General features: G+C 52.6%; 18 protein-coding genes. 3 read left to right on the plus strand and 15 right to left on the minus strand.

Going from position 1 to position 15,544, the window contains the following annotated elements; translation table 11 throughout:
* Positions 1-25: 25 nt before the first annotated feature.
* The 7 genes from NST29_RS12865 to NST29_RS12895 all read right to left on the minus strand — a co-directional run bounded on the left by NST29_RS12865 (position 26) and on the right by NST29_RS12895 (position 6,548).
* Positions 26-883, minus strand: coding sequence for a transcription antiterminator (locus tag NST29_RS12865; protein WP_033017684.1), 858 nt, complete (start codon positions 881-883; stop codon positions 26-28).
* Positions 884-1,342: 459 nt separating this feature from the next.
* Positions 1,343-1,513, minus strand: coding sequence for a hypothetical protein (locus NST29_RS12870; RefSeq protein WP_165570901.1), 171 nt, complete (start codon positions 1,511-1,513; stop codon positions 1,343-1,345).
* Positions 1,514-1,712: 199 nt separating this feature from the next.
* The gene (locus NST29_RS12875) at positions 1,713-2,861 is read right to left on the minus strand and encodes a cation:proton antiporter (RefSeq protein WP_033017680.1); all 1,149 of its coding nucleotides are present in this window, start codon (positions 2,859-2,861) and stop codon (positions 1,713-1,715) included.
* Positions 2,862-3,053: 192 nt separating this feature from the next.
* Positions 3,054-4,316, minus strand: a complete 1,263-nt coding sequence (locus NST29_RS12880) for an ATP-binding protein (protein WP_033017676.1) — start codon at positions 4,314-4,316, stop codon at positions 3,054-3,056.
* Between the two features lie 44 nt (positions 4,317-4,360).
* Complete coding sequence (locus NST29_RS12885) at positions 4,361-4,606, minus strand: YueH family protein (protein ID WP_033017675.1); 246 nt, start codon at positions 4,604-4,606, stop codon at positions 4,361-4,363.
* Between the two features lie 58 nt (positions 4,607-4,664).
* Positions 4,665-5,414: a glucose 1-dehydrogenase gene (locus NST29_RS12890; RefSeq protein WP_033017674.1), complete on the minus strand. Its 750-nt coding sequence runs from the start codon at positions 5,412-5,414 to the stop codon at positions 4,665-4,667.
* 564 nt (positions 5,415-5,978) lie between these two features.
* Positions 5,979-6,548, minus strand: coding sequence for a hypothetical protein (locus tag NST29_RS12895; RefSeq protein WP_033017673.1), 570 nt, complete (start codon positions 6,546-6,548; stop codon positions 5,979-5,981).
* A gap of 171 nt (positions 6,549-6,719) precedes the next feature.
* On the opposite strand from NST29_RS12895, the gene NST29_RS12900 reads away from it, so the two are divergent.
* From NST29_RS12900 to NST29_RS12910, 3 genes are all read left to right on the plus strand, one after another.
* Positions 6,720-6,914, plus strand: a complete 195-nt coding sequence (locus NST29_RS12900; protein ID WP_033017672.1) for a hypothetical protein — start codon at positions 6,720-6,722, stop codon at positions 6,912-6,914.
* 197 nt (positions 6,915-7,111) lie between these two features.
* Complete coding sequence (locus NST29_RS12905) at positions 7,112-7,696, plus strand: cell wall hydrolase (protein ID WP_033017671.1); 585 nt, start codon at positions 7,112-7,114, stop codon at positions 7,694-7,696.
* Positions 7,697-8,107: 411 nt separating this feature from the next.
* Positions 8,108-8,284, plus strand: coding sequence for a DUF2187 family protein (locus tag NST29_RS12910; RefSeq protein ID WP_081897190.1), 177 nt, complete (start codon positions 8,108-8,110; stop codon positions 8,282-8,284).
* Between the two features lie 36 nt (positions 8,285-8,320).
* Here NST29_RS12910 and NST29_RS12915 read toward each other — a convergent pair whose 3' ends face one another.
* The 8 genes from NST29_RS12915 to NST29_RS12950 all read right to left on the minus strand — a co-directional run bounded on the left by NST29_RS12915 (position 8,321) and on the right by NST29_RS12950 (position 15,438).
* Entirely contained in the window at positions 8,321-9,004 is a 684-nt protein-coding gene (locus tag NST29_RS12915) for an oxidoreductase (protein ID WP_033017670.1), read from the minus strand.
* Positions 9,005-9,062: 58 nt separating this feature from the next.
* The gene (gene queF, locus NST29_RS12920) at positions 9,063-9,560 is read right to left on the minus strand and encodes a preQ(1) synthase (protein ID WP_033017668.1); all 498 of its coding nucleotides are present in this window, start codon (positions 9,558-9,560) and stop codon (positions 9,063-9,065) included.
* Between the two features lie 48 nt (positions 9,561-9,608).
* Positions 9,609-10,343 carry a 7-carboxy-7-deazaguanine synthase QueE gene (gene queE / locus NST29_RS12925; protein ID WP_033017667.1) on the minus strand — a complete coding sequence of 245 codons (735 nt, stop codon included), beginning with the start codon at positions 10,341-10,343 and terminating at the stop codon, positions 9,609-9,611.
* Positions 10,343-10,780 (minus strand): 6-carboxytetrahydropterin synthase QueD, encoded by a 438-nt coding sequence (gene queD / locus NST29_RS12930; protein ID WP_033843400.1) that lies wholly within the window; start codon positions 10,778-10,780, stop codon positions 10,343-10,345. The genes queE and queD overlap by 1 nt, the downstream gene beginning before the upstream one ends.
* The gene (gene queC / locus NST29_RS12935; protein WP_033843399.1) at positions 10,777-11,448 is read right to left on the minus strand and encodes a 7-cyano-7-deazaguanine synthase QueC; all 672 of its coding nucleotides are present in this window, start codon (positions 11,446-11,448) and stop codon (positions 10,777-10,779) included. The genes queD and queC overlap by 4 nt, the downstream gene beginning before the upstream one ends.
* Positions 11,449-11,617: 169 nt before the next feature.
* On the minus strand, positions 11,618-12,730 hold the full coding sequence (locus NST29_RS12940; protein ID WP_033843398.1) for a GerAB/ArcD/ProY family transporter: 1,113 nt from the start codon (positions 12,728-12,730) through the stop codon (positions 11,618-11,620).
* Between the two features lie 26 nt (positions 12,731-12,756).
* On the minus strand, positions 12,757-13,845 hold the full coding sequence (locus NST29_RS12945) for a Ger(x)C family spore germination protein (RefSeq protein WP_033843397.1): 1,089 nt from the start codon (positions 13,843-13,845) through the stop codon (positions 12,757-12,759).
* A 78-nt stretch (positions 13,846-13,923) separates the two neighbouring features.
* Entirely contained in the window at positions 13,924-15,438 is a 1,515-nt protein-coding gene (locus NST29_RS12950; RefSeq protein WP_033017662.1) for a spore germination protein, read from the minus strand.
* Positions 15,439-15,544 lie beyond the last annotated feature (106 nt).

The raw sequence follows: 15,544 nt of genomic DNA on the forward strand, positions 1-15,544 counted from the left end.
CAGTAACACGTAAAGCAAGGCAGCGTTATGCCGTTGTTTCGCTTTTTTTCTCCGCCAGCCGCTGCAAATGCAACGTCAAATAGACCGCCTCCGCATCATCTGCGGGCTGACGAATCGTTTGCTGCATGACTTTGATCAGCTTCCACGCTAAATTGTAGCATAGCGGATACGCTTCTTTCAAGATTTTCGACAAATTTTTCGGTTCTTCGACTTTTTCCCCTTTTTTCATTCGCTCAATCGCATAGCGCAAATGGCGGACAAATCGCAAATAATGGATGCTCTCGCGGTCGATCTCAACCCCGAGCTGCTGTTCGACGATCTCAACAAGCTTGGCGATCAGCTGCGAATACTGGTTGGCTTCCGATACCGTTTGCTTCGAAATGGCGCTATGAATATGAAGAGCGATAAAGCCTGTTTCCCCTTCCGGCAACACGACGCCAAGCCGCCGTTCAATCATGCCGGCCACTTCGCCGGCGATTTCATATTCGAGCGGATACAAACTTTTCGTTTCCGCCAAAAACGGGTTTTTGACGTCAAGCCCTTGCTCGAGCCGTTTGAGCGTAAAGGCGATATGGTCGGTCAGCGCCACGTGAATATGCTCATCGAGCGGGGCGTCCACGCGCCGTGTAATATGCTGAATCACCTCGTTCATCAAGGCGATCAAATCCTCGCTCAGTTCAGGCAGCAGCTTTTTATACTGCTCTTGTTCACGCTCATTTTTCAGCACAAAACATTTTTCCACTGCGCTCTCGGCAATTTCATCCCCCCGTTTTTTGCCGAAGCCGATCCCCTTGCCAATCAAAACGACTTCGCCATACGCCGGGTGGGAGGCGATCAACACATTGTTGTTCAGTGCTTTTTCGACGCGAAACGGCTGTGCCAATCGAGCTCCTCCTTTCTATGCGGATCGTTTGCTTCGGAGCCTATGCGAACTCATTATAAACCGGACCGGCCTTCACACTCAATGAAAAAAAGATCATGGGTTGCTGGATGTGTCGCCGCTTTTTTTCATACTTTCTAAATGTCTGGTGAAAAACGGTTGTTTCTTTTGAACAATGGGGGGAGCGTTTGAAAGGCGATCCTGATGCGACAAGGCTTTTCTATTGGAGAAACGAGCTTGATCAGCGGCTTGTTCCCTTAAATCACCGCCTCCTAGGAGACCGGTGATTTACTTAACAACGCGGTAAAACCTATATTTTCTCAAATTCAGAAACCTTGATAAAACGTGCTTTTGTTTCTCATTCAGCTTCGTCGATTTCTCAAGTATCCTCGTTTTTCACCAGCCTTCTAGATCTTACATGAAAGAAGGGAATAGAAATGTCCAAAAAGGAAGACAAAAAGGTCAGCCAAAGTAGCCAATCCAACCGTGTCGAAAGCGGAAGCGGAACTCGCCAAAGATAGCGTCGATACAGGGAAACAAGCAAAAAAAACCGCTCATCGCCATCAAACCGGGGCGGACGGAAAAAGCCCTCCTTTCGACAGCTTCCGTCAGTCCCGGCTTTTTGAGCAGCAACCACAGCACCGCCTAGAAGGTTGGCGATGTAAAGGAGAATGTTGTTTCCTAGCATCAACCTCGTTTCACAAATTGAGACATGTTGCGACACTACCCCCATTCCTTCGGATTCTCACCAGCGGAGCAAACCGCTAGTGTTCGCCAACCTCTCAATCGAAGCCAACATCCCTCCCCCTTCATCGCCGGCCCGTCAGCTTGTTTACGCGGTCTGGCGAACCGGTTGCAACCGGCTAAAAATCGCTTTGAGAAGCGGGGGAGTCACAATGGTCGTGACCAGCACGACGATGATCATGACCGCAAACAACTCATCATCAAGCAGCCCGGCTTCCAAGCCAATGCCGGCAATAATGAGCGCGACCTCGCCGCGCGACACCATGCCGGCGCCGACCGCCAACGAGCTTCCCCACGAAAACCCGGCCCATTTTGCCCCCAGCGCGGCGCCGACGAGCTTCGTCAAAACGGCCAGCACACTCCAACCGAAAATGAGCGGCCAATGTTGCCAAACCCCGGAAAAGTCGGCTGCAACCCCGATGGAGGTAAAAAAGACGGGGACAAACAACGCATACCCAATCGTTTCAGCTTTATCCAACACTTCCTCCCGATAATCGGTAAAACTGGCTCCAAGCCCGGCGATATAAGCGCCGATGATCGCCGCCACTCCGGTAGCTTCGGCAAACCAAGCGAAGGCAAAGCAGATGATCAGCCCGGCTGAGACGACGGCTTCCGTCACGCGCAGCGGGGCAAACCACCGCAAGATGAGCGGGACCGCTTTCCAAGCGAGCAATACCGCAACGGTAAAAAAGACCACTTTTTTCAACACAACCGCGCCGAGATCGACATCGCCGCCGGTAAGACTCAACAAAAACGCCAAAGCGATCACAACCAATACGTCATCAATCACCGCGGCGCCAAGAATTGCCGATCCTTCTTTGGACTGCAAGCGTCCCATCTCTTTCAGCGCCTGCACCGAAATGCTGACGCTCGTCGCCGATAATAAAAGACCTAAAAATAAGGCCGCTCCCGTCTCCATGCCGAGCGCTGCTCCGGCCGCATACCCGGCCAATAACGGAACAGCGATGCCGAGCACACCAACGGCAAACGCGGCTTTTCCCGTTCGCTTAAACTGGTCGATATCCGTTTCAAGGCCGGCGATAAACATGAGCAAAATGACACCGATTTGACTCAGTTCGTGCAACCAATCGGTATTTTCAATCACTCCGAGCATGCTTGGCCCAAGCACAATGCCGATCAGCAGCTTGCCAAGCACAGCAGGCTGACCAAGACGCGCGACCGCATCGCCGGCCAGTTTGGCGGCGAATAAAATGACAGCCAGTTGGGCGATGAGCATTCCATCACATCCTCTCGCGCAGTTTTCCTTTCTTGATTACGTTTATCATGCGCGGAAGGTTTCAGTTTTCATACATGGCGGCCGCCCCTTCTGTTATCTGTTTCCCTTAACCGATTATAGAACGCTTCCCATTCGGCGCTCCCTTCTGTTTGTCCCTTTATCTTTTTCGCCCCTTCCGAACGATGTGTTCGCCTAAGATGCACGGGCGGACGGAAAAGTTAAATGAACGACGGTCCCTTTCCCCACTTCACTTTCAATCCGCATCGTCCCTTTATGCTCTTGGACAATTTTCATGCTCGTCGTCAACCCGAGCCCCATCCCTTTTTCCTTCAAAGTAAAGAACGGTTCGCCGATTTTTTGCAACCGCTCTTTCGGAATGCCTATGCCGGTGTCGGCAATATCGATGCAGACGCTCCCTTCAGCTTCAGAAACGCGGACATACAAGGTTCCGCCGTTAGGCATCGCTTCGACCGCATTTTTCATAATGTTCAAAAGCACTTGGACAATTTGGTTTTGATCGCCGTGCACATACGCTTTCGGAGCGTTGTTATGGACCGATACGGAAACATTGGTTAACGTCGCCTCATGGCCGATCAAACTGATCACGTACGAAAGGGCCTCGCCGAGCAAAAACGGGCGGTAATCGTGGCTTTGCGGCTTCGCCAGCACCAACAGTTCGCTGACAATTTGGTTGATGCGGTCGAGTTCGCTCAACATGATGCGCATATAGTGATCGTTTACTTCCCGCGTCTCCTGCATCACTTGAATAAACCCTTTCATGGACGTCAACGGGTTGCGGATTTCATGGGCAATGCCTGCCGCGAGTTCGCCAAGGACCGACAGTTTTTCTTTCTTGCGCAACAACTCCTCGGCTCGTTTTTGTTGAGTGATGTCGCGGCCGATCGTTAACAGCCCCTTGCGCTTGCCGTTTTCTTCAAACAGCGGCACTTTAATCACATCAAACGTTTTCATTTCCCCGTCCGGCGTCTCGAACGATTCTTCGCGGCGCGTCACCGTTCCGCTTTCCCATGCCTCGCGATCCGATTCTATGCACTGCTCAAACGCCTTTTGGAAAAACGGCATTCGTTCGCCGAGTTCGCGGTCGGTTTTCCCGATATAGTCGATCTGTTCCAAGCCGTACAGCCGCCGGCCAAAATCATTGACGCGCAGCCATCGTCCTTCGCTGTCTTTAAAACAAACAAAATCAGGCATCGAGTTAATGAGCGTCAATAGTTGCTGCTCGTTTTCCTCCGTTTTTTCCAGCTGCTCGCGTTTTTTCAGCAACTGATACAAAAACACGGCCGACAGCAACACAAACACCGTTCCTTTGGCCGCGCTGAGCACCGCATAGACGCCGCGACCGACCGGCAGCACGTTGAGCAAGACATCGGTGACAACGATCCATACTACACTGCCGATCATATAAGTTGCCATGACTTTTGATTTGTTGAACACGTCCCCATCGAACCCCTAACATGCAAAAATCGTGGGCCGCCGGGCTACATTTCCCGCGCCCAACCGAGCAGCTGCTCCGCCAGCAAGGCGGCGCGCTCGCGACCGAGCCGTTTTTCCAACGATGCCTCCAACCGCCGCGCCGTCTCTTCCGTTTCCTCCTCATAAGAGAATGAAAAGGACCACTCAAGCGCCGGAATAGCGAGAAGAATGTACTCCTCTTTTCGGTTTTCATAAAGATAAACGCGCGTAGGAGCTTGTCCGTCCACGACCGGCGTTTTGCGGATTTTCATTCCCTCATCCCACCTTTTGAAGACTTCCATTTCGTTTATTTTAGCAAACCCCTGCTCCCTACTCAATATACACCATTTTCCTTGTCATCCCCCCATCAATGATGAGATTCGTCCCGGTGATAAAATCGTTTTCTTCATCGCACAAATACAGACAAGCGCGCGCGATATCATCCGGTTGACCGACGCGGCCGGCCGGATGTTGTTCGTGGTCGATGCTCCGCAATTGGCGGTAATCGCCGGTTTCAATCCAGCCAGGGCTGATGCAGTTCACGCGGATGCGATCTTGGGAAAGCGACACCGCCAACGCATGGGTCAACGCGATGAGCCCGCCTTTTGACGCGGCATACGCCTCCGAATTCGGCTCGGACATCAGCGCCCGCGTCGAGGCGATGTTGACGATCGCCCCTCCTTTGACGTTGCGGCGCATATATTTCGCCGCCTCACGCGAAGCCAAAAAGGCGCTCCGCAAGTTCGTCGCCAACACGTCATCCCACTCCTCGACGGTCAACTCATACGGCGATTTCCAGCGCGAAACGCCGGCGTTGTTAATCAAATAGTCAATGCCGCCAAAACGATCGGCCGCTTCCTTGACAAACCGCTCAATCTCAGCGGCCCAGCGCACGTCCGCTTTCACAAACGCCGCATGCCTTCCTTCCGCTCGCAGCTGTTCGGCTAGCCTTTCCCCGTTTTCCGCATCCATATCGACGATGGCAACATTCGCTCCGTTTTTGGCGAACATTGTGGCGATGGCTTTGCCAATTCCGTTTGCTCCACCCGTGACAATCACTGTCTTTTCCTTCATTCCCATTCCACCCGTTCTCCTTTCCGCATTCTCAAACATTCCATCTTTTCTTGCTCGGGAAACTACCGCTTATTATACCATTCAGAAGCGTCACAAAACATTCGCCCACTCCTTAGGAGGCTGGTGAAAAACCGCTGTTTGCCTTGATCGGTGATGGAACGTGTGAACATAGAGGCTGATGCAGCAAGTTTTTTCCACTTGAGAAACGATCCTAAGAAGCGGTGGGGCCAGCAAATCACCGCCCTGCTCGGAGGCTGATGAAAAACATTGGTTGCCTTTAGTTGACGAAAAAAAGTTTGCATTGTTGCAAGGCTTTTCTATTTGAGAAACAATGCCGGGGAGCAGTTGCGCGAGTAAATCACCGCCCTTCTAGAGGGACGGTGACTTCGTACAAAATCGTGCGATTCCATTTGTTTCCCGGTTAGAAAAGTCTAGTGAAATGAGCCTTCTTTTTTGGCGCCATGCCGCAGATTTGCTTGCGGCAGCCGGTTTTCACCGACCTTTTCGGCGCAATGACACGGAGTCCACCCGCAAAAAAAAGACCGCTTTATCGCGGTCTTTTTCCATGAGTTATGGAATATACGGCGTCGACCATCCAGGGGCGTAAGGGGTGGGACCGCCATCATATGACGGCAGCCACGGCGCGGCGTAACCACCGTATGGCATGGTGGAGTGCGGCACCGGATAGTACATCGGCGCATACGGGACGCTACTAGGAACAACAGCCGGCGTCACCCCCGTCGACATATAGGGAATGAACGCTGGCGTCGGGCCGCCTCCCGTGCCGACAGCTGGCGCCATGCTCCCGTACGGAGCCATATGGCCGGCAAGCGGCGCATTGTCTTCTCCGCCCATCGACCCGGCCGAAGCGGGCGCCACATTCGGCATGGTTCCTAGGCTGAGCGGCGGCTTCAGATTCGAACTGTCTGGACTGTCGAAACTATCCGAGCTCTCAAGCCCGTCCATATAAGCCGGGCTGACCAACGGCGCCATCGGCATCGCGGGCGGACACCAGTAGCTGTACGGCACCATCGATGGATAGTAGGTCATCGGCATCGCCGGCTCGGCCGGGCCCGTCTCGCCGCTATAGCCGGCAGCCGCCGGAAATGGTTGATTCACATACGAATTCCAATGATTCATTGTCCTCTCCCTTTCTCACTCATATTCTCGGGGCGCGTACCCACCCATATTGTATGTCGGAACAAGCAAAGGGTGTTTGCCCGGCCAAAATATGGGTATTTATCCGCATCGTCGGCTGCGTTATGATAAATGTTGTCAAGGCGATTTCATCAACGGTTGGGGGGATCGATGATGAATGAAGCATGGGCCGTTCAAAAAATCAACGAACTGCGCAACGGCGTCATCTCTGAACTATTGGTGAAAAAAGAAGATTTTTTACTCTTCCGCTCCGTGCTCATCCAACAGCCCGATTTCAAACAGTTCCGCGGCATCGCCCAGCGTGGCGGCCACGTTCTCTACCATTACATGGATACCCCGCGCAGCTGATTTCTTTGTCTTCATCGTTTCAACATCCGGCTTTCAAGGGAGGAGGAAAGCCGGATGTTGCTTTTGACGGAGAAATTTCCAACGTTTCTATGAAACTCGTCCTATCAACGCTTCGCACCCTTTTCCATCATTTAGATAATGAAGAACGACGCCATCCTTGTTACTCTAGTAGCGAGTTTACGAGAGGAGGGATGTGGATGAAACGAGGAAAAGCATGGGTGATGGCGCTATTGTGTGGAACGTTTTTCTTTGCCGGCCATGCCGATGCGGCGACCATTCATACAGTCAAACGCGGCGATACGCTTTGGAAAATCGCCAAACAATACGGCGTGCCGCTGAAGCAGCTGAAACAAAAGAATCGCAAAGGCGATCTATTGTACCCTAGCGAACCACTCGTCATCCCTGATGCCGGCATCACAACGGCAGAAAAAGATTTGCTTGCCCGCCTTGTTCATGCCGAAGCGAAGGGAGAACCGTATGCCGGGAAAGTGGCCGTGGCGACGGTCGTTCTCAATCGCGTCGATCATCCTGATTTTCCGAATACGATTCGCGACGTCATTTATGAGCGCTCTGGCGGCCATTACGCGTTTACGCCGGTCGCAAACGGAACGATCAACGAACCGGCTGACCGCGAATCTTACCGCGCCGTTGAAGAAGCACTTGCTTTTCGCGGTTTAGGAAACGGCTCGCTCTATTTCTATAATCCGAAAACGGCGAAAAGCAACTGGCTGCGCTCTCGCCCGGTGACCGTTGTCATCGGCAACCACGTGTTTGCCAAATAAACGAAAACAAAGGGGCGGTTTCGCCCCTTTTTTCAATCGCAAACGCCCTCCGTTGCGCTTCGCCGGGCCGTCGCCCTTCATTCCCCTTGAGGGAGGGGGCTCTTCACCAAAAGTTGTCCTTGATTTTTTCATCACGTGCCTTACTTATGTAACCAAGAAAGAACAGGAAACCAATCATGTTTTGCATACACTTATTCAGAGAAGTGAACCGTCAAGTACATGTTTTGGTGATAAGGTGGCAGGGGATTTGGTTTGGAACGTACGTTCAATTTTTTAGGACATATATCCCCTTTACTTGCATTCAAAAATACGGCAAACTAGTAAAAAAGCCGGTTGCAAGAATCAGTGCACCGAGTGGCTCCATCGCAGCAAATTCGGCTGATGATCAAATTGGATAAAAGGGGAATGACGATGAAAAAAGCCAAAGTCGGAGATATCATCGAGTTTAAAAATGGGTTGCGCGGCATTGTGGAGAAGGTGAATGAAAACTCAGTCATCGTGGATTTGACATACATGAAAAACTACCGTGAACTCGATTTGCAAGAGCGGACGGTTGTCAATCATAAAAATTATAAAATTATTGAATGAATAGGAAAAAGAGGCTGCCAAGAGCCTCTTTTTTGTTTACGAAATGCGGGCGAGTTCATCACATTCATAAATATGGACGCCGTCCGCCGCCGACAACGCCCGGTAAAACATCGCCAACGCAAGCTCGTGGGCATCAATCGGCTTGTACTTTTTCCACTTGCCAACGAACAAAAACGGCAGCCGACCGAACAGCCACCCGGCGAGCGCCTCGCCGAGCCGGAACTCCCGCCGTTTGCCGACAAGCAGCGACGGACGAAAAATATGAAGCGATGGGATGGAAAGCCGTTGCAGCGCTTCTTCCATTTCCCCTTTGACGCGCTGATAGAAAAACGGCGAGCAAGGGTCGGCACCGACCGAAGAGATGGTCAAAAAGCTTTTCACGCGGCGTTTTTCCGCCAGCGCCGCGGCGCGCAGCGTATATTCATAATCAACTTGAATGAATCGTTGCTTCGTTTTCGCTTTTTTGCGCGTCGTCCCGAGGCAGCAAAAGACATCGTCGACAGCAAAATACCGCTCGTACGACTCAAGCTGGGCAAAATCGGCGACGACTTGCTGCAGCTTTTCATGCTTGATCGGCAACGGCGTGCGAACGAGCACTGTCACCTGCCGGTATACATCCGACTGCAACAACAGCTTCAGCACTTCACCGCCGACCAAACCGCTCGCTCCGAGCAAAAGGGCTGTTCTTCGCTCCAACTTCCCAACCTCCAAGGCTACCAACGTTCATCGTTCATTATATATGAGCCGGAGCGAAAAAACTACCTCTTTTTTGACGATTTCAGCGGTTGTCGACGTTTTCTGGATACAAGTCGTGATTGAGCAGCCGGTATTCCGCCATGTTTTCGTATTTCGTCCCCGGGCGTCCCCAGTTGCAATACGGGTCGATGGAAATGCCGCCGCGCGGGGTGAATTTTCCCCATACTTCGATATAGCGCGGCTCCATGACTTTGATCAAATCGTTCATAATGATGTTGACGCAGTCTTCGTGAAAGTCGCCGTGGTTGCGGAAGCTGAACAAATACAGCTTCAACGACTTGCTTTCAACGCATTTTTTGTCCGGGATGTAGCTGATGTAAATCGTCGCGAAGTCCGGTTGTCCGGTTTTTGGACACAACGTCGTAAACTCCGGACAATTGAACTTCACGAAATAATCCCGGTCAGGATGTTTGTTGTCAAACACTTCAAGAAGATTCGGATTGTACGTAAACGAATACGTCGTTCCTTGATTGCCAAGCAGCGTCAACTCTTTCAATTCTTCCTCTTTTCTTCCTGCCATTCCTTCATTCCTCCTTGATGGATCTATGCCAAGTGAGCCGCCCCCGCTTTACACGCCGCGCTTGTTTCCCCAAAGAAGCGTGTGCAGCTGGGGCAGGATGTGGACATCGGCCAGCTCCTCCGACTCGGCGGCTTGCTCGACGAGCCATTCCAACCGGCTGAGAAGCTTCGCGCGGAGGGCATCCACCCCGGAAGCGACCACATCGGCGTTGCCCGTCTGCAAGTAAAACGGAACGCCTGGGTAGCGGCGGTGCACCTGTTTCGCATACGCCAAATCAGCGTCGTCAAACACGACGACTTTCAAACTGATGCGCCGCAGCCGGCGGCGATCGGCCAGCAGCCGTTCGATGATTTGATCGAGCGCCGTCCAGTCGGTGTCCATCCCCGAGCTTGGCGGTTTCGGGGAAAGGGTGACGTCGTCAACGTCAAGCAGCCAATCCTGCCAGCGGCTCCCTTGCGTTTCGACCGCCACCCGCACCCCTTTTTCATGAAGGAGCGCGACGAGCTCACCGAGCGCGGCGATCAGCAGCGGGTTGCCGCCGGAGATCGTCACGTGGCGGAAGCGGCGGCCGCCAATGGCTTCAAGCCGTTGCCAAATGTCGTCGGCCGTCAGCTGCTCGATCTCGTCTTTCGCCGACCCGTCCCACGTAAACGCCGAATCGCACCAGCGGCAGCGGTAGTCGCAGCCGGCGGTGCGGACGAACATCGTCTTTTGGCCGATCACCATGCCTTCTCCTTGGATGGTCGGACCAAAAATCTCCAACACCGGAATCGTGCGCGCCATTACCGCTCCCCCGCTTTCGGACGGTAGACGACATAGCTCGTCGGCGTTTCGCGGACAAACACTTGCAAACATTTCGGCTTGTGCGGCAGCGTATCCAAATAGCGCTGAATCGTTTCATAAATCGTGCGCGCCACCACTTCCGTCGTCGGAAACCGGTTCGGGTCGTGACGGTCAAACCAATCGTTGTGATCATTGAGCAGCGTATGGTCCAATTTTCCGTGGACAAGCTTCTTTACCGTTTGAAAGTTGACTAAAAAGCCGCTCTCATCGAGCTCGTCGCCGGCGATCGTCACATTGACGATGTACGTATGGCCGTGCACGTTGGCGCAGCTCCCGGCCGCTTTGTGCGGGATGAAATGGGCGGCAGCGACGTGCATATCTTTGTTCAACTCATAGCGGTAGTGATGCGTCACCTGCGGATAGAGCTGGTGCATCATCGCACCTCCACCTCCGCTTTTTCCCGCAAATATTCCTCCAACCCGCGCTTGCGCAGCACGCACGCTGGGCATTCGCCGCAGCCGTCGGCGATGACGCCGTTGTAGCACGTCAGCGTCTTCGTGCGGATGAACTCGAGCGCCCCGAGCTCATCAGCGAGCTTCCACGTCTCCGCTTTCGTCAGCCACATGAGCGGCGTATGAATGACAAATTCGTAATCCATCGCTAAATTCAGCGTGACGTTCAATGATTTGATAAATACATCGCGGCAGTCCGGATAGCCGCTAAAATCGGTTTCGCACACTCCCGTCACCATATGGCGCGCACCCCGCTGTTTGGCAAGCACGGCAGCGAATGATAAAAACAATAAATTGCGCCCGTCCACAAACGTCGTCGGCAGCTCACCTTCCTTTTGTTCAATGGCGATGTCGCGCCGCGTCAAGGCGTTCGGCGCCAACTGCCCGAGAAGCGACAAATCAAGCACCGTATGGCGGACGCCAAGTTCTGCGGCGATGGACGAGGCCACTTCTATTTCTAGACGGTGGCGCTGGCCGTAGTCAAACGTCACCGCTTCCACGTCACCAAACTGCTTTTTCGCCCAAAACAAACACGTCGTGCTGTCTTGACCGCCGCTAAAGACGACGACCGCCTTTTCTTCCTTTCGCTTCATCCTCATCCGCCTCCTTCTGAATGAGCAGAAGAAGAGGTTTCCAAAACAAAAAGGCCATACCCCTAGGATACAGCCGTCCCTAGTTTTTTATAGAGGGTGTTGCTAGAAACCTCTCCCGTACAAACGTACAGAATTGCATTCTTCTGTTTTCTTTCTCACTATACCATACTTACCGCTTTTGTTGTAGCGTTTTTTTCACCTTTTCCACCACCCACACGCTGATGCATAAAAGTGGAACATAGACGGCGACAAGATACAATCCGAGCTTGGCCGTCCATTGGCTGATCCGTTCGATGTCGGCTTTCTCTTGAAGCAAGAGCGTGCCGATAAACAAAATGACAAGAAGCACAGGCAGCGAACGGCGCTGCTGGACGGCAAACAGCTGTTTCACAACTCGCGTCGCCGCCCAAACCGAGAGGGTGATGATCGGAAACACGACAAGCACATAAATCGAGATGACGATGTATTCCATCCGTTCGATAAACGGCACTTCAGGAATTTTCGCCAGCGTCAACGTCGGCCATGTTAAGTGCTGAATTTGTTCTTGATTATAAAACACGATCGAGATAAGAATGATGACAAGATAAATGAAGGTCGTAAAACCGTTGGCGGCATGCGCCCATTTTTGCGAAGACGGCGCGTTTTTCACAAATGGGTAGTACATAAGCAGCATTTCAAATCCTAAATATTGCAGCGTCATTTCTTTCGACGCGCTGACGAGCTGCCCAAACGAATGGTCGAATACCGGCAGCAAGTTTCGATACTGCGCGTACTCCAGCGGAAAAAATAACATTGGGAAAATGGTCGCCAGCGGAATGACGACCCCCCATACACATAGTCCTACCACGACGCGAAATCCGCCCAGAACGGCGTAATAGGTGAGCGCCAAAAAAATGAGGCTGAACTGCCATGTTCCCATGAGCGGAAACACCCATACTTTAATGATTTCAATGTACGCCTGCAGCACTGTCAGCGCCGCCAACAGATAATAACACATCACCCCTACGCTCAACAGGCCGCCAAACCACCGGCCCAAATAATGTTGATGAAGCGAGACAATATCCCCGCCGAAAGGAGCGCGGGAAAGCAGGCGATACATCAACCAAATGAACAAGTGGGCGGCCAGCCCGGCCAGAAGCACGACCATCCAGGCATCCTGCCCGACCGCTTTCATCAGCGGCTGTTGGAAGCTGAGCGCCCCAACACCAATCTGTGTAGCGTGGACGACGAAAAAAACGAAAAACGGGGAGATGAGAAACCGGTCTGGAATCGGCTGTTTCATGGTCTTCCCTCCTCATAGCCCCCATCTTATTCGCCAATGCCCGTGTGCACGATGTCGACCGTCACATGGGGGCGGATGTCCAAGTCCGGGTATTCGCGGTAAAACGCAGCCTGATCCCAATGTCTTGTTACACTGCGAACAAAATCGCCGAAGCCAAGCGGATCAATTCGTTTTTTTTGAAAATAACGGAATAAACGTTCTATATTGTGCTCCAATTCGTTTTCCATCTTTTTTTTTACGTTATCCAACTGCTTCCCCATGAGCGGATCAAACCATGACGGATAATCTCGCACCGAGGCATGAATATGAACGAACACATCGAGGCGATGGCGGCTTCCGTCACGTTTCCATTCAAATTTCGGCTTCGCCCATAAGTTTTGCAGCATGACCCGATCCTCGCCTTGCTTTCCGCGATTGCCAACCTTCAGCTGATAAACGCCGTTTTTCGTTTCCCCGAGCAAAATTTTCATTAAAAAGGCATCGCGCAAGCTGACGTGCCCGACATAGTTGTCGTCGCGAAACAACGCGAGCCCCTCGAGCTTCACAAAATCGCCTTTTTTCTCAAAGTACGGCAAAAACGGATCGCTCCCCGGGGAAAAGTAGCGATACAAAAACAGATGCAAGTTCGTCTTCGGCAAGTTCATCGACTGTTCATTTTGCTCGACGAGGTTCGGCAAATAGAGCGTATCGCTGAGCGTCGTCTTCGCTGTGATGTGCAACAGCTCCTTGGCGCTGCCTTTGGCCACGCCAAGCAGCAAATGGCTTCCGACTTTGTTGTTGCGTGCCAAGCTGTGCGTAATCTGCGTCACTCCCCGCTTCGCAAACTCCTTGCCGAACAAAATGAGGCGCAGCTGCCCCTCCTCGATCGGCAACGGCGATTTCGACGACAGGCGCGGAATGAGATCGTACATCGTCGGTGATGTCGTCGTCAATAAATTGGGTTTCGTCATCGGTCCTTGTTTGAACGTCGGGTACACGGCTGTCCCTGTATAACGGCCGTTTTCAAAATCATATCCCATCTCCTGAATAATTTGAATCTCGTCGATCGGGCGTGATGAACTGGCGCACCCGCCTAGCAACAGCAGCGCCCCGATCCATAGCCACCCGCGCCGCATCAACATCCCCCTTTACTCATCAATATCGCGCTTTTGCTTCTCGTCAAAACGGACGGCGATCATGTCGGCCATCGTACTTTACTCATCAATATCGCGCTTTTGCTTCGCCTCCTTCGGGTCAAAGCGAAACCGCGACCGCGGGCGAAGAAACTGCGGCCGCTCCGCCGCTTGGCTGTACGGGGAGCGAATAAAGGTATCGTTCAAATGCGGAAACCGCAACGGATAAAACGGCACCAAATACGGATACCCAAACGACTGCAGCCGGCCTAAATGAATGAGCAGCCAACAGACGGCAAAAGCAATCCCAACCCCGCCCCAGCCGGCAGCAAACAAAATGAATGGAAACCGAATGAACCGAATCGTGTTGGACATTTTGAAAATCGGCGTGGTAAACGACGCGAGCGCGGCCAAGGCGACGACAATCAACAAAATCGTGCTCGTCAAACCGGCGTCGACGGTCGCCTGCCCGATCACAATCCCGCCGACAATCCCGAGCGTCTGCGCGACTTTCGTCGGCAGCCGCGCCCCGGCTTCACGCAGCAGCTCAATCGTAATTTCCAAAAACAGCACTTCGAGCACGGGTGGAAACGGCACATTGGAACGCGAATAAATGATCGGGCCGAGCAGATCCTCGGGAATCATTTCGTAATGATACGTCAACACGGCCACATAAACCGGCGACGCCAGCACGGAAAACGCCACGCCGAAAAACCGGATCAGCCGAAAAAATGAACCGAGTACCCACGGCAAATAGTAATCTTCCGGCGACGTAAAAAAATCGAACAGCGCCGCGGGCCCGATCACCGCATACGGCGAACCGTCGCAAAGCACCGCCACTTGCCCGGAAATGAGGGCATACACCGCGCGATCGATCCGCTCGGTCGAGATAAAAAGCGGAAACGGCGTCCGCGAATTGTCGGCGAGCAGCTGATCCAAAATCGCGTTGTCAAACACGACATCGAAGTGAATCGTCTCAAGCCGCTGCGTCACCGTTTGCACCACTTCCGGATTGGCCACGCCGTCGATATAGGCGACGACGACTTTCGTTTTCGATACAGAACCGATCGCCATTTCCCGAAACACCAAATTCGGGATGGCGATTTGCCGCCGGAGGAGATGAAGGTTGACGCCAATGTTTTCGATAAACCCGACTTTCGGCCCGACGACGCTGAACTCATTTTCCGAATCGTTGTTTTCCCGCAGCCCTAAATTGTCAGCAGGGGCGCTCATAAGCGCCGCTTTGTTCGGCTGCTCACGGAAGGTGACAGCGACAAATCCTTTCAGCACTTTTTCTTCGATCAGCGCCGTGTCTTCGCTCACTTCAATGCGCTGAATCGGCACGATTTGCTGCAAATCTTCCAGCCGGACGTCTGGATGCTTTGGAATGTCATTTTGCAGATGGCAAAGAATCCGCTCTTGCAACAGTTGGGGATCGACGAGTGAATCAAAATAATAAATGGAAAGCTCTTTGCCTCCAACGCGAAACGATACTTCGACAAAGTCGCTCGATTGCCGCAATTGTTCCCAAAGCTGAGAAACCGGACGCTTGGGAGGGCGTTTCTTCTTATTTTTCCAAAACGTGAACAACCCCACGTCCATCCCCTCGCTTTTCCGTTTACTCCATAGTCTCCCAGCTATCCATGAGTTTTATTCATCCTCAGCAGCCGACTTGGAGGTGGACGAACCAAGAAGGTTGGTG

The organism is Geobacillus sp. FSL W8-0026, from assembly GCF_037966255.1.
Classification (GTDB): Bacteria; Bacillota; Bacilli; order Bacillales; family Anoxybacillaceae; genus Geobacillus; species Geobacillus icigianus.

What these genes read in the sequence shown, in the direction of transcription:
- queC (WP_033843399.1), bottom strand. Translation starts at nt 11,448, where the DNA reads ATGAAGCGAAAGGAAGAAAAGGCGGTCGTCGTCTTTAGCGGCGGTCAA.
- queE (WP_033017667.1), bottom strand. Translation starts at nt 10,343, where the DNA reads ATGGCGCGCACGATTCCGGTGTTGGAGATTTTTGGTCCGACCATCCAA.
- NST29_RS12875 (WP_033017680.1), bottom strand. Translation starts at nt 2,861, where the DNA reads ATGCTCATCGCCCAACTGGCTGTCATTTTATTCGCCGCCAAACTGGCC.
- NST29_RS12945 (WP_033843397.1), bottom strand. Translation starts at nt 13,845, where the DNA reads ATGCGGCGCGGGTGGCTATGGATCGGGGCGCTGCTGTTGCTAGGCGGG.
- NST29_RS12910 (WP_081897190.1), top strand. Translation starts at nt 8,108, where the DNA reads ATGAAAAAAGCCAAAGTCGGAGATATCATCGAGTTTAAAAATGGGTTG.
- queD (WP_033843400.1), bottom strand. Translation starts at nt 10,780, where the DNA reads ATGATGCACCAGCTCTATCCGCAGGTGACGCATCACTACCGCTATGAG.
- NST29_RS12900 (WP_033017672.1), top strand. Translation starts at nt 6,720, where the DNA reads ATGAATGAAGCATGGGCCGTTCAAAAAATCAACGAACTGCGCAACGGC.
- NST29_RS12940 (WP_033843398.1), bottom strand. Translation starts at nt 12,730, where the DNA reads ATGAAACAGCCGATTCCAGACCGGTTTCTCATCTCCCCGTTTTTCGTT.
- NST29_RS12895 (WP_033017673.1), bottom strand. Translation starts at nt 6,548, where the DNA reads ATGAATCATTGGAATTCGTATGTGAATCAACCATTTCCGGCGGCTGCC.
- queF (WP_033017668.1), bottom strand. Translation starts at nt 9,560, where the DNA reads ATGGCAGGAAGAAAAGAGGAAGAATTGAAAGAGTTGACGCTGCTTGGC.
- NST29_RS12905 (WP_033017671.1), top strand. Translation starts at nt 7,112, where the DNA reads ATGAAACGAGGAAAAGCATGGGTGATGGCGCTATTGTGTGGAACGTTT.
- NST29_RS12885 (WP_033017675.1), bottom strand. Translation starts at nt 4,606, where the DNA reads ATGAAAATCCGCAAAACGCCGGTCGTGGACGGACAAGCTCCTACGCGC.
- NST29_RS12890 (WP_033017674.1), bottom strand. Translation starts at nt 5,414, where the DNA reads ATGGGAATGAAGGAAAAGACAGTGATTGTCACGGGTGGAGCAAACGGA.